Here is a 22,885-nt window from a genome sequence, read left to right as displayed (position 1 = left end):
TAGAACACTAAAAACGTTCATGCTACATACATTTGTTTTAGCCGTGCTTATAGTGTTTATATCAACTGATGACTAGTTAAGAAGTTGATGAGTACAAATTACTTAATCATAATCCAAGGAGTATGGAAATGAACAATCAAACTTTAAAAGGTGAATGGAACCAACTTAAAGGTAGTGTTAAGCAGAAGTGGGCAGATCTAACTGACGATGATTTGACTCATATCGAAGGTAGCCGCGATAAGTTGGTAGGACGATTACAAGAACGTTCTGGCCGAACTAAAGAAGAGGTGGAACGTGAGGTTGATGATTGGCGTCGTGAGAACGACTACTAGCAACTAGTATTAATATATAAAAACAATAAGATCATACCTTAAATATCGCTCCTAACCGCATTTCTTAAGATGCGGTTTTTTTGTATGTTAATTTCCTATAAAAAAACCGATACCTAACCCTATTAATAAAATAGTAAGGATAGCTATGAATAGCATCCTGATCTGAACCAGTTGTATTTTTTCTGCAATCTTTATAGCATCTTTAGTATTATTAAATTTTTTAAATCTGGCTGTTTGTTTTTTCTGGCGCATATTTTTATCCCTTTATAATTTTACTTCATATCTTATGGGATATGAGCTATTCCATTTTTAATTTAGGCTAAACCTAAATTTATGCACCTTTATTAGAGGCTATAACAAAGTATAAGGATGTTAATTGAGCCCTTTTTAGGTAGTTTTAGTATATGGCTTTCGGTGAAATTGGACAACCATCTAAAACAACTATGATACTGTACTAGGTATACATCAGAGGACATCATTGAACAAAGAGAGGCTATGTGAACATATCAGTATCAGAAGCATCAAAAAGATGGGGTGTATCAAGGACCACAATCTACAAAAAGATAGATGATGGCGAGCTTTCAAGAAATTCAGACAAGAAAATCGATACTACTGAAATGTTACGGGTTTTTGGGAACCCACCAAGCACTGAACGTACTGAACAAAATGAAAATAATGTCCAATGGACGTCAGTGAACTGTAAAGCTGAACAGGAAAACGTTCAGCTAAAACATGAATTAGAGATGGAAAAACTAAAAAATATCCACCTACAGCAACAACTAACCTATCACAAACAGCTAGTTGAGAATTATCAAAAGCAAATTGACCAGTTAAGTAAGAGCTTGGACAAAGCGAATGCCAGTATTCAGGACTTTGCACAGACCAAACTATTAGAAATGAAAAGTAGCTTATCAGTTTCGAGCATCTCTCAAGACGAAAACAGTCCCAAGGACAATCATGGAGACAGTGAAATATTAAGCTCTGAATCAAATTCAAAAATTGCTACTAATCAAGAAGCCGTCAACATTAAGGGCAAGAAAAGATGGTGGAGCTTGTCTTTGTAAGTGCTCTCATGGATAGTTGGGTTTTAACGAGCAAAACCTTTACTTGTTAAAGAGTAGCTAAGTATCACAGTTGTCATGAGCATCGATTAGGAGTAGTATATAGACTATAATCTATATTATGGTTTTATATGTGGACTGTCATCACAACCGATGTATTCAATGATTGGCTTTATCAGCAAGATCAATCGACACAAGAGAAGGTGCTTGCCGCTTTAGTGGTCTTAGAGCAGCAAGGCCCAAGTCTGGGGCGCCCTTTAGTGGACACTGTATATGACTCAAAATTTACCAATATGAAAGAGCTTCGGGTCCAGCATCGAGGTAAACCACTGAGAGCCTTTTTCGCATTTGATCCGAAAAGGCAAGCGATTGTACTTTGTATCGGTGATAAGGGTAATAACAAGCGCTTTTATAAAGAAATGCTAGCCACAGCCGATCAACAGTATGAGCATCACCTTAAAACTTTGGGAGATTTATAACATGACTAAGACACTACAAGAGCTGTTAGCAGAGCGTTCTTTAGACAGCCAGGCGCGTATTCAGCAACTGGCCGAGCAGCTATTTTTGGAAAACCAACTCTACCGCATCCGAGAGGAGCTTGAAATCTCTCAAAAAGAACTTGCTCAAACTATGGGCATTAAGCAGCCTTCACTATCTGCTATAGAAAACCGTGGCAATGACCTTAAAATCTCAACCATGAAAAAATATGTTGAAGCCATGGGTGGTAAGCTTCGTATTGATGTGGAGTTACCTACGGGGAAGCATATTGGCTTTACTGTCTGAATATATTCGTCAGATTATATAGAGGAGGATATTGGCTTTGATGCCTTTGAAACCTCAGCAATTAATTGTCTTGAACACTTTACAGTCTGTTGAATATCAGAGTAGCTGTGACCTGAGTTTAGAAGGCTGGCAATAATTTTACGCTTTTCCATGTCCTTGCCCCGCCCTTTATATTTACCTTGAGCTTTAGCGCGTGCAATACCTTGCATTTGACGGTTACGTCTATCCTCATAATCCTTTCTGGCAATGGCCGCTAACATATCAAGTAGCATGTCATTTATAGCGCGCAGTACGCTTTCCATGAACTCGGAGCTATTACCTTGCTGCAATGCCATATATGACGTGGGCAACTCTTTAGACACCACAGAAATGCGTTTGTCTGATAGTTTTCTCTTTAGAGTGTCCCAATCAGTTTGATTTAAACGTGCTAAACGGTCTATCTGTTCGACTAAGATCACATCTCCCTGAGAGGCATCATCAATGAGCTGCATGAGTTTTGGACGTTCTAGCATCGCTCCTGATTCGTTTTCAGTATAGAATGCTGCGATTTTATGGCCATGCTCTCTAGCAAAAGCAATAAGCTCATCTTTAGCACGATTGGCGTCTTGATCTTTGGTTGAGGCACGAAGGTAGGCTCTAATAAACATAAACACCCAAAATAGTCTGTTATAAGTGGTTCTATTATAACAGTCTATTTTGGGTGGTCTATTAATATTTTATAAGGCGTTTTTAGGTGGTTCCGCTAGGGTATACCTTTTAGAACACCACCGCTATTTTTACTAACTGGATTTAATAACTACAGACAGCTAGGTAAATGACGAGCAGGATCGCTCTCACGTGCTGCCATAGCATCTTCAATGTTCATCCCAAGGGCTTTGGCAACGCCTACGCCATAAGCTGGATCACACCAGTAACAGTTGCGAATATGACGATATTTAATAAAATCAAGCGCATCACCCATCGCTCGAGCAGTATTATCAAACAACACTTGCTTTTGCTCATCATTCATTAGGTTAAACAGTGCGCGCGGCTGGCTAAAATAATCACTATCGTCCTCACGGAAATCGTAGTGCGCTGCATAGCCATCAATCTTTAAAGCTGGCTCAGCGTACTGCGGCTGATCTTGCCACTGCTCAAAGCTGTTTGGCGTATAATGTGGACGACCACCGTAGTTATCATCGACACGCATTTGACCGTCGCGGTGGTTACTGGTGACAGGACAACGAGGTTTATTGACTGGAATTTGCTTGTGATTGACACCAACGCGATAACGCTGAGCATCCGCGTAACTAAAGAGACGCGCTTGTAGCATACGGTCTGGTGAGGCACTGATGCCAGTTACGAGATTGTTCGGCGCAAAAGCCGCCTGCTCGACGTCTAAGAAATAATTGTCTGGGTTTTTATTAAGCTCAATCTCGCCAACTTCAATCAACGGATAATCACCTTTTGGCCATACCTTGGTCAAATCAAACGGATGGTAAGGTACTTTATCAGCATCGGTTTCTGGCATGATTTGCACGTACATTTTCCACTTCGGAAAATCGCCATTGTCGATGGCATTGAGCAAATCTTCTTGATGGCTTTCACGATTCGAGGCGATGATTTCGGCTGCTTCGGCGTCGGTTAGGTTTTTGATACCTTGTTGAGTACGGAAATGAAACTTGACCCAAAAACGCTCATTGGCGCTATTGATAAAGCTATAAGTATGCGAACCAAAGCCATGCATATGTCTATAAGACGCCGGAATACCGCGGTCGCTCATGGTAATGGTGACTTGGTGCAAAGACTCTGGCAGTAATGTCCAAAAATCCCAGTTATTGGTCGCCGAACGCATATTGGTACGTGGGTCACGCTTGACCGCTTTATTTAAATCTGGAAATTTGCGCGGGTCACGAACGAAAAATACCGGCGTATTATTACCGACCAAATCCCAAATCCCTTGCTCGGTATAGAACTTTAGCGCAAAACCGCGAATATCACGCTCAGCATCAGCAGCGCCGCGCTCACCTGCGACTGTACTAAAACGTGCAAACATCTCCGTTTGCTTACCCACTTCGCTAAAAATATCAGCACGCGTATATTGAGTAATGTCATTAGTGACGGTAAAAGTACCGAACGCGCCCGAACCTTTGGCGTGCATGCGGCGCTCTGGTATAACTTCTCGGTTCAAGTCGGCAAGCTTTTCGTTAAGCCATAAGTCCTCTGCAAGTAGAGGACCGCGTTTACCAGCGGTTTTGCTATTTTCATTATCAACCACTGGCGCGCCATTACTCATGGTCAACGGCGTCATATCGTAAGGGCATTTTTTATCGTTCATGTCGTTGCTCATAGTAATACTCCTTTGAACAAAAAATGGATTAAAGTGCAAAATCTATTCTGAATACGCTTCTATTAATATACCCAGAATAAATCTCATCTTTTCTGAAAAACGGCTATTTTTATTCATAACAACCTCTGCATTTAACGGCGCCGCCTTGTTAAGTATCATTACAACCGATTACTATAGATTTGTATAATTAATTAACTACATGCTTTGGTTTTGTTTTTCAGAACTACTATGTTCAATTTGTCCAAACGGCTATCCCACTCTCAACTGTACGGTTTAACTAAAATCAGACAGAATCTAAGAGATTTTTAAATCCCACCTTCTCCAAAAAAGGTAAATAAACCTTTTGCTTGTCGTTATTCAATAAATCCTTAGCGATTTGTTCGGCAAAGGCATCATAACTGGTATTCGCTTGGCCTTTCGCCAAATACGAGGCTTCAGGCAGTTTGGATATTTTTTTGGCAAAAGCGAAGCGTTGATTATCGGTCATGGGTACAAACATATCGAGCGTATTGGGGTCACGCTTGTCTTGCTCCACTTTAGCGGTCTTGACTTTAGCTTTTTGTTTAAACTTAAAGGTAAAGCTTGTAATAGTGCGACCTTGTTTGTGTTGGTCATAACTGACCGTAATATCGGTATTATGATTAATATCTTTTACCGCCATATCTAACACACGTTTTTTAAAATCACTCATTACCTTATATTCGGTATCAAGTAAACCGAAGCGAAAGCGTAACTCATCTAAGGTAATGTTCAGCAATTTACTAGCTTTAAAGCGAATCAAACACTCATACAATCGCATGGCATAGCGACTTTGCAGATTTGCCACTTGTTCAATTTCATAACTGGTAAAGTTACGTTCCAACTCAACAAGCATGGGAATAATGGCATTGGCAAACATAAATTTCACTGTCGCTTCATTTTCGATATAAACCGCAGATTGGGTAAAGCGTTCATAACGTACAACCACATTTCCTTTAGAATTTATATAGTGATAGCCCCATTCAGCTTGATATAAACCCATTAGAGTATTAAAACTCGAATAATTTCCTTAGCGTACTATTTTCTCCGAATTCTGGGGTAACCCCTTAAAGGACAAAACGAATGGTTCTTCTAGGGTATAGTTGATAACAGTTAGTTTTTAACTCTAGAATATATTATTCTTAACTTATCTGTTTTTTTAGGGAGGTTTGTAATGACTACGGTTGTATATCATCTTGAACATACCGTTAAAGGCTTAGATGATAGTACTAAGATGCTAGGTATCTACAGTACGAGAGAAGAAGCAGAAAAAGCGATAAATTTCCTTAGCGATAAACCAGGTTTCAGGGATTCATTAGACGGTTTTTTAATCGATGAATATGAGGTTGATAAAATCTGTTGGTCTAGTGGCTTCGGCGAGTAGTCCCGATCTAAGCTGTTTGATGCCTGTATAGCGCACCGAACATATCCCCATAACAGACGTTATGACAGATAGTTTTACTCTCTACTAATGGGTTAGTTATAAAATAAAGTCTTTGTTTTTAGTTGCTGATGTTTTTGAATGCTTTTACGTCGCTCGTAGGCGTTGACGTCAGTGGTGTTCACGCCTAATAAATATACGTTTATACACCGACAAGTATAGGCTATTGATAACAATAACTTCTCTGCACACGACAAAAAAATCATCCCCACCCGATTTTCATAGGTTTAGGGGTTAAAAAGCTAACTAACTGTCGAAATACAGTCTTATTATTGTTAAAAAATACCAAGCGAAGGCCCTCAATCAACACATCCAGGCCAAGCGCAAACAAACTGGCTTGAGGTCGAGCGTTTGACTTCAACTTGCGTTTTAACGGCTTATCTTTGTCTTTATAAATACCGACATGATAAGCCCAACAAAATGCTAAGGCATTCACTGCGACTAATTTACTGACCCGATCAAGATGGGTTAAGTGGGTATCTTCAAGATTAAAACCACGGCCCTTTAGACAAGCAAATAAAGTCTCAATTTCCCAACGCTTAGCATCGCTTGTCATCGCATCCACTGTTTCTAGTTGATTGGTTGCGACAATCACTAAACCATAGTCTTTATCACGCTTGGCAAATACTCGAACCAAACAACCATCGACAGTCAGTATTCGTCCATGTCGATATGTTTCTTGATGGCTAACATGGCGCAATAACTCTTTAATATGTACCAACTTGCCATGATGATTCTTAACTTTACTGTTCTTCTTAATCCGTATGGCAAAGGGTATGTGATTATTGGTGAGCCAGTTAAACCATTTTTCGCCAACAAACTCTCTGTCTGCTACTATCATATCAAGGTTATCTTTGCCAAATTGTTTGATAAACCGCTCAATAAGTTCACAGCGTTCAAGATGGTTTGTATTACCTCGCTTATCTAGCATTTGCTAGTATAAGGGGATGGCTATCCCTTTATATACCACCCCTAGCATAAAGATGTTGAGGTTACTTTTACCCCATTTCCAGTTGGTGCGGTCAATGGTTAAGGTGACTTTGCCTAGCCCAAATAGTCGATATATCATTAAAGCCAGTTGATCATAGTCTATCCTCGCTTCGGCAAAAAATCGCTGTAGTCTGCGATAGTGACTGTCGGTCTTGCCACCCTTAGGAAGGTGTCTTGCTATTTTTTTTAAGATTACTGCTTTGAGCAGTAATCAGGGCTATTATCATTAGGCTCAAACAATTGATTCTTGCCTTGTTCATGCTCAGGTTTTGGGTTAAAGTTTCACTAAGTCTGTTAAAGTTTGGCATGGTCTGATTCGTCTTAAAAATTACTATTATGCCTTTGCTTTAACAGACTTTTTTGTTTTTTTTGTCGTGTGCAGAGGATAATGACAATCCTTTAGATGACTCACTTTAGAATCGCAAAACCCTCTATAGTTCCAAAGAATGACATGAAAACCATGCTCTCTTAAGTATTTAGCAAACGGCAAATAATAAGAAGTATTGGTAGCGGTTCCTGGGTTTATTAGAACAACAGCTTTAGGATTAGCAGCTTTATAAAGAGTTGCACGCAGCTCGACGTTATCATCCGTCAATATATTAATATCCATAAAAAACCCTACTTGAATATCCATAAAAAACCCTACTTGTTGTTAATGAATGGCTACTATAAACTATGGATATTACTCCACAGTCAAACGTTAAGTGAGCGTGCTCGATAATGAATACAAAAGAATTAACTGAAATAGTCGGATTAAGCAGAGATACAATTCGTTTTTATGAGAGAGAAGGGTTGATATTGCCACCATCTAGAACAGCTAATGGCTATAGAGTCTATACTAATAAGACAGTCGACCAGCTTAATATGATCTCCATGGCGAAAGAGTTAGGTTTTACCTTAAAAGAGATTAAAGAGTTAACAGAGCTACTGTATACAAACAACCTGACCCAATCACAAATGGGTGAAAAGCTTCTAGAAAAAAACAAGCAAATTGAAGTTAAGATTCTAGAGTTATCTAAAATGAAAGCGTTGATAGATGATGCATTAAAAGGCATGTGTGAATATAAGGATAAGTTGGCGCTTTGAGACTTTCCTAAAAAGTGTGTAACTATCATTTAGATTGTAGAAGTACTTACACGAAATTTAGGAAAGGCTCTGTAATAATGATTGAGACTATGCCACCGCTGGTCCCTCTAGTTGTTTCAGGCCTATAGTTCTCAGTCTTCCTTGGTCATCAACTTCCTTAATAACCAACAACCACTCCTCATTAATCGCCACCGTATCGCCTGCTACGGGTGCCGTTTTTAAGCTATCTTTAATGTATTCGGCAACCGTTTGTTCCCACATATTTTTTGACCATCCTTTATTTTTTGTGATTAGCCCATCTTCTAGAAGTTCGGATTTCATCCTATCGGTAAAGAATGGCACATCTTTAAGCTTCACGCTCGGCGATAGCATCCAATCGCCATAAAAATCATCGATGGCTCTACGGTCTAACGTCGTGTCATTAAAAATATCCGCAATCTGACCCGCATAATCGCCACTCATGGCATACCAAACGCTATCGCCAACTTTGAGATTAGTCTCTTCATTAATTGTCAAGATTTGCTGACCACGAACCAAGGCAAAAACTTGGATTTCCTCAGGGTTGATGCGCGTACAGATACTCCTAGGATGACGACCAATTGCAAACGCGCCTGACTTTACTTCAAATTCATATAGCATAATACTTGCTCTATCTGATACCCACACTTCATGCTCTTCTTTTGGGTCTTTATTGTTTGGGATACGCACCTTAAATAGATTGGCCATGAACGGTATGGTTGTTCCTTGTAATACAAGCGATAAGACCACCACGCCAAAAGCAATATCAAATAGCATAAAAGCATTATCTACCCCTGCAATCACTGGTAACATGGCAAGAGTAATGGGTACCGCACCGCGTAATCCAACCCAAGAAATAAAAGCGATTTCTCTATTTTTAAACTTAAACGGCAAAACACTGGTATAGACCGCGAGAGGACGAGCCACTAAAATCATAAAAGCGGCAATTGCCACTGAATAAGGCCAAACATCAAGAACGTTCGATGGGGTCACCAATAATCCCAATACCACAAATAACACCGCTTGCGATAACCACGCAAAGCTATCCATTACCCGCATGACATGCTCAGTTGAGCGTACCTTATGGTTGCCAATTAAAATACCCGCGACAAAGACCGCTAAAAAGCCACTTCCGCCTAGTAAATTGGTGGCAGAAAAAACCGCTAAGCCAGCCGACAGTATCAAAATAGCATACATGCCTTCTGCCAAATGTATCTTGGGTAATAGCCGAGATAGAAAATAACCAAAGAACAAGCCCATTCCTAGACCAAAGCTAAGTTGCCGCAAGAGTAGCCCTAAAAAGCCTAGCGCTGTTTGACCGGCTGAATCTACATTTAATTCAATCAATCCAGTGACTAACAAAATCGCCAATGGGTCGTTGGCGCCCGACTCTAATTCAAGCGTGGCTTGGACACGATCATTTAGCTTGACACCACCATTACGCAATAGTGAAAATACTGCTGCCGCATCGGTCGAACCTACGATTGCTGCCAGTAATAAACCAAAGCGCCAATCGACATCAAGCATCCAAGTGACGAATACTCCCAGTATCATAACGGTCGCAAGTACGCCCCAAGTGGCAAGAGTGATTGCTGGTTTTAGTCCAACACGAAACGACTTGAACGAGGTGCGTAGTCCACCATCTAACAGAATACAAGCCAATGCCGCCTGCCCGACAAAATTGGCGATCTCATACTGAGAAAACTCAATACCCAGGATACCCTCTTCACCGGCAAGCATCCCGACAACTAAAAACAATAGCAAAAATGGGACGCCCAATCGCGCCGATAACGTACTTGCCATAATACTGGCAAAAATTAATACTGCTCCTACGAGATATAGTATATTTAAGGTATCCATCTTTTATTAAGCCCTATTTTATAATACTAAGCTGATTTAACCAGAACGGAAGCATCATCTATTCATTGCTTTCTCCCGTTAACTATTGTTTTAACCTACTTCTTCAGAATAACTTAGATATCTATGCTTGTCTTTTGGTAAATATTCTATTATTACTTAGCGAGTCATGTTATGAAAAAACAAACGCTGAAAGGATTGTTTATTATTTCATTTGCAGCACTGTATATTTGGATTCAAACCGACAGCAAACCCTCTGATGAAAAAACCAATACTGAGCTCATACAAGCTCAAAAAACATCAAAGGCTGCATTGCTAACGAAGTGCCAAGAAGGAGTACATCCTATGCTTAAAGACTTTAAGCCCATAGACATTAAACGCAAGAATACAGACTACAGACGGTTAAGTAATGGTAACTTTGAAGTTACAACACATTACTACGCTGAAGATAGCTTTGATGGGACTCTGTTGGGTACGAGCAGTTGCTTATTCGATAAAAATGGCGATTTATTACAAACAGCGCAGGTTAATTGACCTCCTCCCCTGGCTAAACCGAGGGGATTCCTACAGCTAGGCGGTCAAGCCCGACCGCAAGGATGTTCTTAGCAGCATTGATATCTCTATCATGCCATGTGTCACACTCAGCACACCTCCATCCTCTTATTCGCAAACCTGCTCTACCCTCAAGCTACTGTCACTTATTTTGTGGCAGCACGAGCAGGTCTGGGTAGTGTAACTCTCATTTACGATCTCAAGCTGACAACCTGCATGCTTGCATTTATATTCCAGTTGTCGTTTGAGTTCAAACCAACCTGCATCGTATGTCGATTTAGCGAGCTTGGTTTTTTTATTGGTAAATGAGCGTGATTTAACATCACCAACCACAATTAAGCTGTTATCTTTAACAAGCTTGGTGGTGAATTTATGAATTAAGTCTAATCTTGTATTTTTAATTTTGGCGTGGATTGCTTTAACACGTCTTTTATTCTTAGCACGCTGGGCTACTGCTAATTTATTCGCCCATTTTTGCGTTTGCTTAATAGTTAGCTTGTCACCATTTGATGTGGTTGCAGACTCTTTTAAGCCCAAAGCAATTCCAACGCTACCATTGCCACTCTCTTGCTTAGGAAAGTCTTTAACGGTGATACACGCATACCAACGACTACGACTGTCTTGTACTATCTCAAGCGTGTTAATTTGATACACGCTTAGGTTGTAGCTATCGAATACATCTATGAGGAGCTTTTGACCTTTAGATAGGGATAGCTGTAGGGTTGATTTCAGTGCCTTCTTACCTGTCTGCCTTGTTTGCAAATACTTGATAGCAGATTTTTTAAAAGGTATCCAACCCAGTGATTTACGTTTGGCATCAGGACGGTTGCTGCGCCAGCTAAGTTTGGCTTTTTTAAATTGTTTACGTGATTTAGCGTGTGTCTCGTTGATAGCCTGTAAGGTCTGACTGTGTAATCCTAAATATTCACCGCTACCTTTGGTGTACTGGTTTAAATCATAGGCTGAAAAGTACTTACCGGTACGTTTTAGATGCTCAAAACTTAACGCATTAACATAGTTCCACACGAAGTTCACTGAACCGCTTAGACGATTCAGCTCTTTTATGTGTTTGTCTTTAATGCGTAGCTTGAGGGTTTTCATATCTTTAGTATGGCAGGATTAATTTTAGCTTATAACCCTTCAACGACTTCTTACGACAGTGTGTGTTGCCTTATATCCACCCCCTGAAGTGGGTGGTTTTACGGCGACTGGTGATAAATTCTAGTGTAGCTATGGGCTATAATTGTGCCTAACTAAAAACACATTATCCACGATAACCGTCATCATGGGGCGCTAACGCATCAACCTGCGGATTTGAGAACAACTCACGGATGTCATTATCCGTATATTCCGTATCATCAGGTTGCTTATGTTGTCCATGCTCCTGCTCAGTTGGCTGATCATCAGCTTTAGACACCTCTTCATCTAGGCCAATATCACCCCCCAAGCTTTTCACCATACTTGCAAACAACTGTTTGTCTGATTTTCTGGTTAAAAATTGTGGAAAGTTTTTCGCAAAGTAATTTTGAATAAATTTTTCATCCTCACTCTCTCCTGCTAACACCTGTCCTAAAAAAGCGCCCATCAATATTTTTTGTTTATTTAACCGCTTATCAAGCTTTACTTGTTGCAGCTTAGCTTTACGTTTTAACTCCTCTAAGCGTTGATGCTCTTTTAACTCATTGGCTTCTTGATTATCAAAAATAGATCCTGACATAATCACAACTCCTTTTATTAATACTGATCTAGCATAGCAAGGCGTTAGGCATCATTCAATCATCTATGCTACTCTTTAAGATAGAATAACTATAAACCTGGTACATTTTATTTTAATGGGTGATGGTTGCGTCCCCCTGACTAAGGGCGAAGTAACGACTCAGTATTTTAATCTATCCACTTCGTTACTATTTTAAAAACTGAATCGCCCTTCGTTGGGGATACCCCAAACCCCGCACACCACGAAAAGATGTGGTGTGCAAAACCTTTAATCTAGGGCAAGCTGTTATGACTATGGTGCATATTGCGACTAAAGCAATTTCTAGAAAAGCAGGACAGTCCGCTGTGGCCTGTGCCGCATATCGTGCTGGCGACATTCTTGATGATGCTAAGTATGGCAAGGTTCATGATTATTCTAAAAAGGATGGGGTGATTAGCAGTGATATTGTGATACCTGCTTCGTTAAAAGGATTAGATATCAAAATTGATCGCGAGATACTTTGGAATACTGCTGAAGCATTTGAGGCAAGATCTGATAGCCGTGTGGCGCGTGAATGGCTGATTAATTTGCCCTATGAGCTACCTGAAGATCAGCGTCATGAGCTTGCTCTAGAGTTTGCACAAAAGCTGTGTGATGACATGGATGTGATTGCCGATGTGTGTCTGCATCGCCCTGTGATGAAGCTGCCCTTTGATCCTAATGCCAAGCCAAGCTCTAAGCGGCTGCGTGAAGGAGAGCAAAATCCCGATCCGCGTAATTTTCATGCGCATATTATGGTGACGACGCGCGCGCCTGTTATTGGGCCTGATGGTAGGTTGGCATTTGACCCTAAATTTAAAATCCCTTTTGAGTGGTCTAATAAAAAGCGTCAACAAAATAACCTCCCCTCCTCGATGGAGGAGATTAAGCGTATTCGTAAGCTTTGGGTGGACACTGCCAATCAGAGGCTAAAACAGCATAATCTACCGCTTATGGATGAGCGTAGTTATAAGGACCAAGGACTTGATCAACAGCCCACCATTAAAATGGGGGTTGAGGCAACTGCCATGGAGCGACGAGGTATTGCTACCCAGAAGGGAGAAACTAACCGTAAGATTCGAGCACGCAATCAGGCCGTGTTAGAACAAAGGAGAGAAGATGAGCGACGAATCAAAGAATATCGAGACGGACTTGCTTGGGCAACTAAGCAAAATGAGAGATTACCTGGAGTCATTGCAGACACAGAACGACGAGCTGAAAGCACAAAACAGCACATTGCATACTGCAATGAACAACGTAGTCGAGCAGCAGATCGAGCTGATAGCACAAAACGATGCATTGAAGACGCAAAATCAGGCACTGCTTGGGCAACTAAGCGATGCGAAAACTTACCAAACTGGATTAATGACGCAGACAAAGCAAACCATGAAGCACAACAAAGAATTGATGTCTCAAAACGATGCATTGAGGACGCAAAATCAGGCACTGCTTGGGCAGCTGAGCGATGCGAAAACTTACCAAATAGAATTGATGACGCAGACAAAAGAAACCATAAAGCACAACAAGGAATTGATGTCTCAAAACGCTGGGTTACGGCAAACTCAAAAAGAGCTGCAGACAGCGAATCTCTCGCTCAGAGCATCCATCAAAACGCTACAAAGCGAGCAAGACCTGCCCCAACCCCGTTCGATGACAACGCACGACGAGCAAGAGCTGCTCGACTTGATCAGCAGCAAGGACGAATTGATAGAGAAACTAGAAGAGCAAATTATGAAGATCAGACAAGATCTGAACGTGCTGAACAGCTTAAGCTAAGACTTGCTCATAAATTACTCACGGCCACACAACAAGATAACTGTTTGAGACCTGGCTTTAATGATGATCCTAATGATTACCCTGATAAATATGACTATAGACAAATTGAGGTGATTAAAGACTTTGTGACATCACTTAATCTTCAAAGTAAGTATTTTAGAGACAATTTGACAGCGGTTAAAAATAAGATTGATGAGCGCTTTATTGCCAACAACAAGGACCTTATCCACCTGGTTAATCATCCTAAGCAGGAGCGTGAGCAGTATAACGAGCGGTTAACCGCATGGTTTGAATTTAAAGAAGATATTGACCAAAAAAGAGCTGATTTTAACCAAAGTATTATTCCTAAATTAGGGGGTAGCGCTGGAGAGGTGGGTAGAATGACCCGAGATATCATTTCATCATTTAACTACATTCAAGGGTTAGATCAGTTTATTTCTGATGACAAACAAACCATAGAGGCCAGAGAATTAGCTAAATCCCATAGATCAGATACGCTAAATAGAACTTGCCAACAATTCAAGTATGCCTACTTTGATGTGGTCAAACTTCCTAGTGGTCAGCGAGAGAGTTATATAAACGCTCTAAATTCGACTGTAGAGGTGTTTAAAAATATTTATGGTAGTCAGTTACCCAATGAACAAAACAAAGCCATAGAGGATGGTTTGCGCTCATTTAATCGTGATGCTCAACGTATGCAATCACCAAGTACAAGTAGGGGTTACAGTCGTTAGGTTAATTGGAACAATTTAAACTGGTGTGATGTTGAACATTAGCACCAGTTTTTATATACCGCTTCTAATTTAATTCTTTTGGGTTTTAAGTTAAGAAAGCGATATTAACTCAAAAACTAAGTTAAAAAAGTTATCCACAGCAAAAAAAAATTTTCGCTATTTTTTAAGGGTTTTCATTTAATCCTGTTTAATCCTGTTTAATCCTGTTTAAGGCCTATTTTTCCCCTTTAAAATCAATAACTTACAAGACGAAAAAACAGTAAATGAAGTGAAAAAACAGTAAATGAAGTGAAAAAACAGTAAATGAAGTGAAAAAACAGTAAATGAAGTGAAAAAACAGTAAATAAAACAATTATTGTTTTAACTATTGTTTTTAATTTTGATTTACGATAAATTAATCTTACATTTGAAAGGCAGAGGTAAAAATGGAAGATAATTTAGTGACACAATCAAATGAACTTGTATCTGCATCTTATATTATGTCTGTTAGCGAAAAGGAGTTGTTGTTGGCATGTATAAGCAAGATAGATAGTCGCCCTAATCGACCAGACCAAGTGACAAAACAGACAAAATTTACTATCTCAGTTGATACGATGAAAGAACTTTTTTATAAAAATACGAATAGAGATAATGCATATAGAGATTTAAAAAAATGTGCTGATCGTCTGTTTGATAGAGAAGTAAGGATAAAGTTAGAAGATAATAAGACGCTTAGAACTCGTTTTGTGAGTGGTATTTTATTTGATCCTGATCAAGCGGAGATAACGGTTACCTTTGCTGAGGATATACTCCCTTATTTGACTGAGTTATCAGTTAACTTCACCAAGTATCGCCTACACGAAGTAGCTGAGCTATCTAGCATACACGCTATAAGACTATATGAATTAGTTGTGATGTGGACTAACCAATATCAGTATAGTAAAGAGTTAGATCTAAACGAATTTAAGGAGATTATGGGCGTTCAGGATAAATACAAACAATTTGGCCAACTTCGACAATTTGTCATTGATAAAGCAATAGAAGAAATTAACGAAAAGACGAATTTTAAAGTTAATGTTAGTTATAAAAAAATTAGACGCTCATACGTTAGCTTAACGCTAAAATTCCACAAAAAAGTTTTAGATAAAATTGCTGATAAAGACGGCACACTTTCCCAAAATACTATTCAATCAATCGTTAATAACGTACAGTTTATGAATGATTATAATGACCATCCAAGCCTTAGCTACCAGGGGAAAATGGATACTGATACTTTCAAACGTGAAATGATGAATATCATACAGCGAGAGCCTGAGTCATTTAATAAGAAGAACAAAAGTCTTGATAACTATTTACCTGCGATTAAATGATTAAATAGAGATCTAATATACTTCGTATATACTAAACAGAAAAACACTGGGTCTAGGACTAGGCTTCTCTGCTACCCCAAATGTTGACATTGAAGGTGAGTGGTCGATGATGAGTAGTGACGCTGATGGACAAATGCTTTCAATCGGTGCTGTATATAAGTTCTAAGACTGCCAAGTCTCATACCTAAAAAAAGCCCTCTGCTATCTTCCAGCAGGGGGCTTTTTCATTGAGCCAGGCTTAAAACACAATCAAGCGAAGTCATTTAACGTAACGTCTGTTATGGGAACAATAGATATTATGAGTCTGATTGTTTAAGTAAGCATGTTAGCATTAAAGTAGAAGGAGTTAATTGATTATTGAATTGCTCCTTAAAAAAATTTTACTGTAAGCAGATTTTTGAAGTTCAAATCATCAATCAAAAAATTACGCCTTCATTTAAACGCAATTGCAAGCTATCAGTAAAGGTGACTGAAAAAGGCGTCGCACCATTTAACTCAAGACTATTGAGCCTTTGTGCCATTGGGTGACTGTTCGTTGTATCAACACTTAGCTTAAGATCACCTTTAGTGGCAATTTTAGCGCCATTTAATGTACGTGTATCTGCGGTTGCCCGTATTAACGCATCATTTAACATTGAATATAAAACTAAGTCTGCCCAAGGTGCGGTAACTGATGCGCCGATCGTACCTGATAATGACAAGATTGATGTTTGAGGCTTCTCTGGATGTTTGACAGAACTACTAAAATCCTTATTGTCTAAATTAAAATCAATATCGGTGACGAATTTCGGGTAGCCCCATAATTCTTTACCTGCACGACACGCAACTTCGGTGGTTACCGGTAAATCACAAACCCACATGCCGGTATTGCGTCGATCTGGTGGTAATGTCATTTCCACCAATGGATGAGTCGGTGTGTCTTGGTCTGCAGGATAGACAAGCATACTTGATGCAACTTCGTGATAAGGCTCGCCATCAGTTAATTCACGATAATCATAGAAAGCTAGACTAAATAACGCTTTATTGCCTATAAGCTTAGCAACCTTTAACTTTGGATTGTCCAATACACTGACTGCTTTGTCATAATCGACCATAAAAAAAGCAATCAGGCTTGACGCATCAAAGTACTTAATAGGCAGCTGAGCCTCACCTTGTGACATCTGTCTTGTGTGGGTGGCTTGTTGAAAAAATGGGTCAGCATGCCATTTATTATTCACGTTTTTATTCATTATCATAGGTTAAGTACCTTTGTTATTATCAGATTATTTTTAATCAGTTTTATTTGAACATGACAATAGAAAAGTATAAAGCGTTATTGTGTAAGGCAGTGCGTTCTACTCAATTAATTTAAAGTTTGGAAGTTATAACTAAATTCGCACCAGCGACTTTGAATAAGATACTTCTCAGTAACCTTATCCCTTCATTAAGTTCATGAATTCGATCCTGTTGCTTATAACTTTTTTAAAGTCCTCACGTATTGAGCTTATAACTAGCTTATATGCTAATTAAAACAGTCTTTCTTTTAATACTAATACCAAAAAATTGACCTCCTCCCCTCGCTAAACCGAGGGGATTCCTACAGCTAGACGGTCAAGCCCGACCGCAAGGATGTTCTTAGCAGCATTGGTATCTCTATCATGCCATGTGCCACACTCAGCACACCTCCATCCTCTTATTCGCAAACCTGCTCTACCTTTCGGACTACTGTCACTTATTTTGTGGCAGCACGAGCAAGTCTGGGTAGTGTAACTCTCATTTACGATCTCAAACTGACAACCTGCATGCTTGCATTTGTATTCCAGTTGTCGTTTAAGTTCAAACCATCCTGCATCATATGTCGATTTAGCTAGATTGGTTTTTCTAGTTGTAAATGAGCGAGATTTAACATCACCAACCACAATTAAGCTGTTATCTTTAACAAGCTTGGTGGTGAATTTATGAATTAAGTCTAATCTTGTGTTTTTGATTTTGGCGTGGATTGCTTTAACACGTTTTTTATTGTTAGCACGCTGGGCTACTGCTAATTTATTCGCCCACTTTTGCGTTTGCTTAATAATTAACTTGTCGCCATTTGATGTGGTTGCAGACTCTTTTAAACCTAAGTCAATACCAACGCTCCCCTTACCACTTACTTGCTTAGGAAAGTCTTTAACGGTGATACACGCATACCAACGATTACGACTGTCTTGTACTATCTCAAGCGTGTTAATTTGATATAGGCTTAGGTTGTAGCTATCGAATACATCTATGATAAGCTTTTGACCTTTAGATAGCGATAGCTGTATGGTTGATCTCAGTACTTTCTTTCCCGTTTGTCTTGTGCTTAGGTATTTGATAGCAGACTTTTTAAAAGGTATCCAGCCCAGTGTTTTGCGTTTTGCATCAGGACGATTGCTGCGCCAGTTAAGTTTGGCTTTTTTAAATTGTTTTCGGGCCTTCGCGTGAGTTTCATTGATAGCCTGTAAGGTCTGACTGTGTAATCCTAAATACTCACCGCTACCTTTGGTGTACTGGTTTAAATCATAAGCATTAAAAAACTTACCGGTACGTTTTAGATGCTCAAAGCAAAGTGCATTAACATAGTTCCACACGAAGTTCACTGAACCGCTTAGACGATTCAGCTCTTTTATGTGTTTGTCTTTAATGCGTAATTTGAGTGTTTTCATATATTCAGTATGGCGAGGTTGATTTTAACTTACAACCCTTTAACTGCTTCTTACGACAGTGTATGTCGCCTTATATCCACCCCCTGAAGTGGGTGGTTTTACGGCGACTGGTGATAAAAAAAGGCTTTTAATATCTCTTTAATGCTTCTCCGTCCTCGAAAAGCTATGCCATTAAAGGGATGTAGATTCCATTTAAATACGTTTACTTACCTTTTATAAACTTGTTTTATTTAGTATTTAAAAATACAGTACAATAAAAAGTATTCAAATATAGAGGTGATGTATGGCTAGATCTGACTTAGTAGTAAAAACTAACTATCTAAACACTGTGCTACAAAATTTGACTTTGGTAGAGATTAAAATAATTCAGTTAGCAATAGTAGATGCAAGAGAAACGGGTAAAGGGTTAAGTACTGATACTCCTCTGCGTATTGATGCCATGCGATACGCTGAATTTTTTAACACCACTCGTCAAAACGGCTATTTGATGATGAAAGATGCAGAAGAGAGTTTATTTAACCGTCGCTTTAGTTTTTTAGACGATGATGAAAGAACGGTGAAGTCACGTTGGATTTCGCAAGTCAGCTACTTAGATGATGAAGGGACAATTGAGGTGGTATTTACGCCTGCAGTAGTTAAGGGAATTACTCGTATAGATGGGGCAGAAGAGTTTTTTACTAAATATTTGCTAGAGCAAACTGCAAGAATGGATAGTAATTATTCTATTCGACTTTATGAGTTGCTTGTTCAGTGGAAAAAAGCAGGCAAAACCCCTTTATTCGAACTTGAACAGTTTAGAGGGCAAATGGGACTGGGAGTTAATGAATATAAAACCATGAGCAACTTTAAAAAACGTGTTCTAGATCTTGCCGTTAGAGAAATCAACGAAAAATCGGATCTTAAAGTTAGCTATGCTCAAGAAAAGGAAGGCCGGAAAATCACTGGTTTTAAGTTCAAAGTATTAAAGAAACCCAAGCCCCAAAAGGATATTAATGAACGCGACCCTAATACGACTGATATGTTCACCAATTATACTGATAAGCAACTGGCGAGAGCAGTGCACAGCAAGAAATATGTGAGTGATGGGTATCATTGCAGCCCTCGTAGTAGGTCAATCAAGCTTTGAGTGTCTATTTGGCTAATGTTGAGGTTTATCGTCCCAGATGCTCGAGCTGTGATTTGCAGTTTGATGTTTTGTATGACGGAGGCTGAGCCTAGATGCGCACCTTCAGGCTCAAGATGGATTGGGATAAAGTGCGGGTTTGGATCATGAGGACTGTTTATAGTACCAGGTAATGTGTCAGCTTGAGCATGTGCCCGCTGATACTGGCGTTTCCAGTTATGTAGTAGGTTTTGGTTAATGCCATGCTCTCGAGCGATACTGGCAATTGATCGATCTGAGTCTGTCGCTTCTTTTACTAAAAGCGCTTTAAACTCGGCGCTGTAAGTTCTGCGTTTGGGTGTATTAGGAGATTGTATTGTCATGTTAGTGTCCACGATTATTTGTTCGTGGACACTATCTCGTATTTTTTAATAGAAAAAAAGATGGGATGGTCGGATGCTTACGATTAAACTAATAAAGCTAGCGCTTATTTATACTACCGTTTATACAACAATCACCTAAACTACAGTCACGTGCAAACGCACATCCACATTGCCTCGGGTCGCATTTGAATATGGGCAGACTTGATGCGCTTTTTCAACAAGATTTTGCGCCTCTTCTTGACTAATACCAGAAACTTCAACGCTGATGTCTAAATCTAGGTTGTAGCTGCCAGAAGACTGCATACCAATACCAACCGCAACAGAAGTTTTTGAGCTACTGATATCTAACTTCATCTGTTGTGCTGTCATGTTCAAAGCACTGTCAAAGCAAGCGGCATAGCCTAAAGCAAACAGTTGCTCAGGATTAACGCCCTTAGCACCTTCTTCTTGTGGTGTAACTAAATCAAAGCCTAATGAGCCGTCATTAAGTTCTGTACGGCCTGAACGACCACCAGTGGCTGTTGCTTCGGTTTTATAAAATATTTTCATGGTTTTATCCTTATATGTTATATGTTTATCGTTATTCATTGTCATCGAGAATTCGAACGTTTTCAGTACTATTCGCGTTTCGATGTATTAAGTTTCGATAAATAGATTATAAGGTCTGACAAACAATTAGGTTAGAACGAACCTATAATATATTTGCCTATTTCTCTAAATTACTGGAGTATAGAGCAAATAGTTTGATAATTGATAAAGCAGGATACTATATGCAGCCCCATATAATAGAGTCATTGCTAACTATATTGCCTAGAAATGAAACGATCGAGTCTGACATTGAGGGACTCTTCTTTTATTGTGCAGACAAACCCAGTGATATGGTGAGTTATATTCAAGAGCCGAGCATCTGTATCGTGCTACAAGGAGAACGTGATATTTACCTTGGCTCTGACTGTCAGCGCTTTGATAATAACCATTTGATGTTTTGCCCAGTTAATATTCCTATCAGCGGCCATATTAAATCCGCTTCTCCTGAGCGACCGGTTATCGTGATGTCTATGCGGCTTGATTTGCCATTAATTCGTGAAGTACTCGCTAAAATGCCGCCAAAATCGGCCACTCAAGGCTCTAATCTGGGTATTAAATGGCCTTTAGATGATACGATTATGGATTCATTTGAACGCCTAATAGGCTTGCTTCATTATCCAAATGATATTTACTTTTTAGCCCCATTATTACTTCAAGAAATCTATTACCGTCTGCTTAATGCTGAACAAGGTGAAAAGCTTAGGCAGCTCGTTACCAATGGCAGTCGTACTCATCAGATATCTCAAGCAACAGATTGGCTAAAGCGTCATTTGAATGAGACAGTCGTAATAGAAGAGTTAGCGCTGAAGGTAGGCATGAGCGAATCTGGTTTTTACCAACACTTTAAAGCCTTGACCGGGTTTAGCCCTTTGCAGTATCAAAAGAGTTTACGCTTGATGGAGGCAAGGCGCCTAATTCGTTTAGGTGATAAGCAGGTGTCGCAAATCGCCTTAGACGTAGGATATGAGAGTCCCAGTCAGTTTAGCCGAGAGTACAAACGTTTTTTTAATGTCAGCCCAAGTCAGGATACCGTTTAGGGCAGTGTCGTCATAAATCCTATAATCTTAATCCTATAATTTTAAAGAAATCTTATAGTTAAAGCGCTTCTCGTGTTACGTATTAGGACGTGTCCTCAATTCGTGCCACTGGATTTGGCTCTGAGATCAATTCACACATAACAATACACTAAGTGCCATGAGGAGAGGTGCCTGTCCGTTCTAGCTACAACGGAGTACAATTTTTTAAAATTTGGTTACCTTACAATCTTGTTATTAATGGCTTTAGCCCATCCTATGCACTTATTCTGACATCGCCCACAGGGTTGATCTACCTTCAAAGGTTTATCAACATAGCCGCAATACATGCAAGCATAATACTCATCGGCATTTATCTGATCGACTAATTTATATTGTTTAGGAAAAAGTGGTAAACCATAACGTACCTGGTCGTGAGGGTATAATAATAGGCTAAAATCTCCAGTGGTCTCTAACAGACCAACTCGAACTTGACCTAAATGTTCAACACCTTGCATACGCATTTCAGAAAAAAATTCATCATGTGACATCTCCCCTCCTTCAATTTTCTCAAGGACCAATAGACCATCTTCTACGATATAAAGCGAAGTACCTTCTAAAAGGTCTTCAAATGGCTGGTATTTCATCATGAGCCAAGTACATAATCGATAGAGACATATTACAATGCTCATAATAAGCAATGCCTGAATTAATGGTAAATCCTTAGTAAACATAGGGTCCCCTGCGATGGACCCTAATGATAAAATGATAGTTAACTCGAATATAGAGAGCTGCCTAACACCACGCTTCCCAGTAAACCGTAGAAATAAAATGATCATGATAAACATCACAGTGACACGCACAGCAATTTCAGCAGCAAATGCCCACGTCGTATCGAGAATAAATATATTTGCCCAATCCATAGGTTCTTTTCCTACAAGGTAAATGCTTAAAAAAGTTGTCCCGGCCACTAAAATTATCTATGGTCAACCTTCTTTAATCTGAATTAATTTCTCAAATTACAACACAACCTACACATATGTAAGACTGCTGAAATAAAGATTAAAGCACA

25 protein-coding genes and 1 pseudogene are annotated in these 22,885 nt (G+C 39.5%); 11 read left to right on the top strand and 15 right to left on the bottom strand.

Annotated elements, in window-relative coordinates; translation table 11 throughout:
• The first annotated feature begins 128 nt into the window (after window positions 1-128).
• Window positions 129-332 carry a CsbD family protein gene (locus LK453_RS14280; RefSeq protein ID WP_201542254.1) on the top strand — a complete coding sequence of 68 codons (204 nt, stop codon included), beginning with the start codon at window positions 129-131 and terminating at the stop codon, window positions 330-332.
• Between the two features lie 87 nt (window positions 333-419).
• Here the strand turns inward: LK453_RS14280 and LK453_RS14275 are convergent, their stop codons facing one another.
• The gene (locus tag LK453_RS14275) at window positions 420-584 is read right to left on the bottom strand and encodes a hypothetical protein (RefSeq protein WP_201542252.1); all 165 of its coding nucleotides are present in this window, start codon (window positions 582-584) and stop codon (window positions 420-422) included.
• A 245-nt stretch (window positions 585-829) separates the two neighbouring features.
• On the opposite strand from LK453_RS14275, the gene LK453_RS14270 reads away from it, so the two are divergent.
• From LK453_RS14270 to LK453_RS14260, 3 genes are all read left to right on the top strand, one after another.
• The gene (locus tag LK453_RS14270; protein WP_201538678.1) at window positions 830-1,396 is read left to right on the top strand and encodes a plasmid replication DNA-binding protein; all 567 of its coding nucleotides are present in this window, start codon (window positions 830-832) and stop codon (window positions 1,394-1,396) included.
• Window positions 1,397-1,524: 128 nt separating this feature from the next.
• Complete coding sequence (locus LK453_RS14265) at window positions 1,525-1,872, top strand: type II toxin-antitoxin system RelE/ParE family toxin (protein WP_201542250.1); 348 nt, start codon at window positions 1,525-1,527, stop codon at window positions 1,870-1,872.
• Window position 1,873: 1 nt separating this feature from the next.
• Window positions 1,874-2,176, top strand: coding sequence for a helix-turn-helix domain-containing protein (locus LK453_RS14260; RefSeq protein ID WP_077449657.1), 303 nt, complete (start codon window positions 1,874-1,876; stop codon window positions 2,174-2,176).
• A 14-nt stretch (window positions 2,177-2,190) separates the two neighbouring features.
• On the opposite strand, the gene LK453_RS14255 is transcribed toward LK453_RS14260, so the two are convergent.
• The 3 genes from LK453_RS14255 to LK453_RS14245 all read right to left on the bottom strand — a co-directional run bounded on the left by LK453_RS14255 (window position 2,191) and on the right by LK453_RS14245 (window position 5,526).
• Window positions 2,191-2,823: a recombinase family protein gene (locus LK453_RS14255; protein WP_201538638.1), complete on the bottom strand. Its 633-nt coding sequence runs from the start codon at window positions 2,821-2,823 to the stop codon at window positions 2,191-2,193.
• A gap of 149 nt (window positions 2,824-2,972) precedes the next feature.
• The gene (locus LK453_RS14250; protein WP_133378694.1) at window positions 2,973-4,493 is read right to left on the bottom strand and encodes a catalase; all 1,521 of its coding nucleotides are present in this window, start codon (window positions 4,491-4,493) and stop codon (window positions 2,973-2,975) included.
• Between the two features lie 295 nt (window positions 4,494-4,788).
• Window positions 4,789-5,526 carry a RepB family plasmid replication initiator protein gene (locus LK453_RS14245; RefSeq protein WP_201537980.1) on the bottom strand — a complete coding sequence of 246 codons (738 nt, stop codon included), beginning with the start codon at window positions 5,524-5,526 and terminating at the stop codon, window positions 4,789-4,791.
• A gap of 171 nt (window positions 5,527-5,697) precedes the next feature.
• On the opposite strand from LK453_RS14245, the gene LK453_RS14240 reads away from it, so the two are divergent.
• Window positions 5,698-5,907, top strand: a complete 210-nt coding sequence (locus LK453_RS14240) for a DUF7336 domain-containing protein (protein WP_201542248.1) — start codon at window positions 5,698-5,700, stop codon at window positions 5,905-5,907.
• Between the two features lie 259 nt (window positions 5,908-6,166).
• Here the strand turns inward: LK453_RS14240 and LK453_RS14235 are convergent, their stop codons facing one another.
• The 3 genes from LK453_RS14235 to LK453_RS14230 all read right to left on the bottom strand — a co-directional run bounded on the left by LK453_RS14235 (window position 6,167) and on the right by LK453_RS14230 (window position 7,588).
• The gene (locus tag LK453_RS14235; protein ID WP_227954086.1) at window positions 6,167-6,895 is read right to left on the bottom strand and encodes a transposase; all 729 of its coding nucleotides are present in this window, start codon (window positions 6,893-6,895) and stop codon (window positions 6,167-6,169) included.
• Window positions 6,896-6,898: 3 nt separating this feature from the next.
• On the bottom strand, window positions 6,899-7,033 hold the full coding sequence (locus LK453_RS14360) for a hypothetical protein (protein WP_265578869.1): 135 nt from the start codon (window positions 7,031-7,033) through the stop codon (window positions 6,899-6,901).
• Between the two features lie 255 nt (window positions 7,034-7,288).
• Complete coding sequence (locus tag LK453_RS14230; protein ID WP_227674474.1) at window positions 7,289-7,588, bottom strand: serine aminopeptidase domain-containing protein; 300 nt, start codon at window positions 7,586-7,588, stop codon at window positions 7,289-7,291.
• An 86-nt stretch (window positions 7,589-7,674) separates the two neighbouring features.
• Between LK453_RS14230 and LK453_RS14225 the strand changes: the two genes are divergently transcribed.
• Window positions 7,675-8,040, top strand: coding sequence for a MerR family transcriptional regulator (locus LK453_RS14225; protein ID WP_201542103.1), 366 nt, complete (start codon window positions 7,675-7,677; stop codon window positions 8,038-8,040).
• Window positions 8,041-8,127: 87 nt separating this feature from the next.
• Here LK453_RS14225 and LK453_RS14220 read toward each other — a convergent pair whose 3' ends face one another.
• Entirely contained in the window at window positions 8,128-9,918 is a 1,791-nt protein-coding gene (locus LK453_RS14220) for a potassium/proton antiporter (protein ID WP_201542105.1), read from the bottom strand.
• 171 nt (window positions 9,919-10,089) lie between these two features.
• On the opposite strand from LK453_RS14220, the gene LK453_RS14215 reads away from it, so the two are divergent.
• The gene (locus tag LK453_RS14215; RefSeq protein WP_227674475.1) at window positions 10,090-10,449 is read left to right on the top strand and encodes a hypothetical protein; all 360 of its coding nucleotides are present in this window, start codon (window positions 10,090-10,092) and stop codon (window positions 10,447-10,449) included.
• Between the two features lie 13 nt (window positions 10,450-10,462).
• On the opposite strand, the pseudogene LK453_RS14205 reads toward LK453_RS14215, so the two are convergent.
• Both LK453_RS14205 and LK453_RS14200 read right to left on the bottom strand, forming a co-directional pair.
• A pseudogene (locus LK453_RS14205) lies at window positions 10,463-11,568 on the bottom strand (RNA-guided endonuclease InsQ/TnpB family protein).
• A 163-nt stretch (window positions 11,569-11,731) separates the two neighbouring features.
• Window positions 11,732-12,184: a hypothetical protein gene (locus LK453_RS14200; protein ID WP_201542107.1), complete on the bottom strand. Its 453-nt coding sequence runs from the start codon at window positions 12,182-12,184 to the stop codon at window positions 11,732-11,734.
• 287 nt (window positions 12,185-12,471) lie between these two features.
• On the opposite strand from LK453_RS14200, the gene LK453_RS14195 reads away from it, so the two are divergent.
• Together LK453_RS14195 and LK453_RS14190 are read left to right on the top strand one after the other, a co-directional pair.
• Window positions 12,472-14,712 (top strand): MobA/MobL family protein, encoded by a 2,241-nt coding sequence (locus LK453_RS14195; protein ID WP_201542109.1) that lies wholly within the window; start codon window positions 12,472-12,474, stop codon window positions 14,710-14,712.
• A gap of 425 nt (window positions 14,713-15,137) precedes the next feature.
• Entirely contained in the window at window positions 15,138-16,061 is a 924-nt protein-coding gene (locus LK453_RS14190) for a replication initiation protein (RefSeq protein ID WP_201542111.1), read from the top strand.
• Window positions 16,062-16,477: 416 nt separating this feature from the next.
• Here the strand turns inward: LK453_RS14190 and LK453_RS14185 are convergent, their stop codons facing one another.
• Window positions 16,478-17,296: an acetoacetate decarboxylase family protein gene (locus LK453_RS14185; RefSeq protein ID WP_201542113.1), complete on the bottom strand. Its 819-nt coding sequence runs from the start codon at window positions 17,294-17,296 to the stop codon at window positions 16,478-16,480.
• A gap of 324 nt (window positions 17,297-17,620) precedes the next feature.
• Window positions 17,621-18,727 (bottom strand): RNA-guided endonuclease InsQ/TnpB family protein, encoded by a 1,107-nt coding sequence (locus tag LK453_RS14180; RefSeq protein WP_201542115.1) that lies wholly within the window; start codon window positions 18,725-18,727, stop codon window positions 17,621-17,623.
• A gap of 283 nt (window positions 18,728-19,010) precedes the next feature.
• Between LK453_RS14180 and repM the strand changes: the two genes are divergently transcribed.
• Entirely contained in the window at window positions 19,011-19,853 is an 843-nt protein-coding gene (gene repM, locus LK453_RS14175) for a replication initiation protein RepM (RefSeq protein ID WP_201542117.1), read from the top strand.
• Here the strand turns inward: repM and LK453_RS14170 are convergent.
• Both LK453_RS14170 and LK453_RS14165 read right to left on the bottom strand, forming a co-directional pair.
• Window positions 19,817-20,212 carry a transposase gene (locus tag LK453_RS14170; RefSeq protein ID WP_227954088.1) on the bottom strand — a complete coding sequence of 132 codons (396 nt, stop codon included), beginning with the start codon at window positions 20,210-20,212 and terminating at the stop codon, window positions 19,817-19,819. The genes repM and LK453_RS14170 overlap by 37 nt on opposite strands.
• Before the next feature lie 135 nt (window positions 20,213-20,347).
• Window positions 20,348-20,761, bottom strand: a complete 414-nt coding sequence (locus LK453_RS14165) for an organic hydroperoxide resistance protein (RefSeq protein WP_201529130.1) — start codon at window positions 20,759-20,761, stop codon at window positions 20,348-20,350.
• Between the two features lie 221 nt (window positions 20,762-20,982).
• On the opposite strand from LK453_RS14165, the gene LK453_RS14160 reads away from it, so the two are divergent.
• Window positions 20,983-21,837 (top strand): AraC family transcriptional regulator, encoded by an 855-nt coding sequence (locus LK453_RS14160; protein ID WP_227954087.1) that lies wholly within the window; start codon window positions 20,983-20,985, stop codon window positions 21,835-21,837.
• 215 nt (window positions 21,838-22,052) lie between these two features.
• On the opposite strand, the gene LK453_RS14155 is transcribed toward LK453_RS14160, so the two are convergent.
• Window positions 22,053-22,736, bottom strand: coding sequence for a DUF421 domain-containing protein (locus tag LK453_RS14155; RefSeq protein WP_201542256.1), 684 nt, complete (start codon window positions 22,734-22,736; stop codon window positions 22,053-22,055).
• Between the last annotated feature and the right edge of the window lie 149 nt (window positions 22,737-22,885).

Origin of the sequence: Psychrobacter sanguinis (genome assembly GCF_020736705.1) — a bacterium.
Lineage (GTDB): Bacteria > Pseudomonadota > Gammaproteobacteria > Pseudomonadales > Moraxellaceae > Psychrobacter > Psychrobacter sanguinis.
This window is presented reverse-complemented; position numbering and strand designations above follow the sequence as displayed.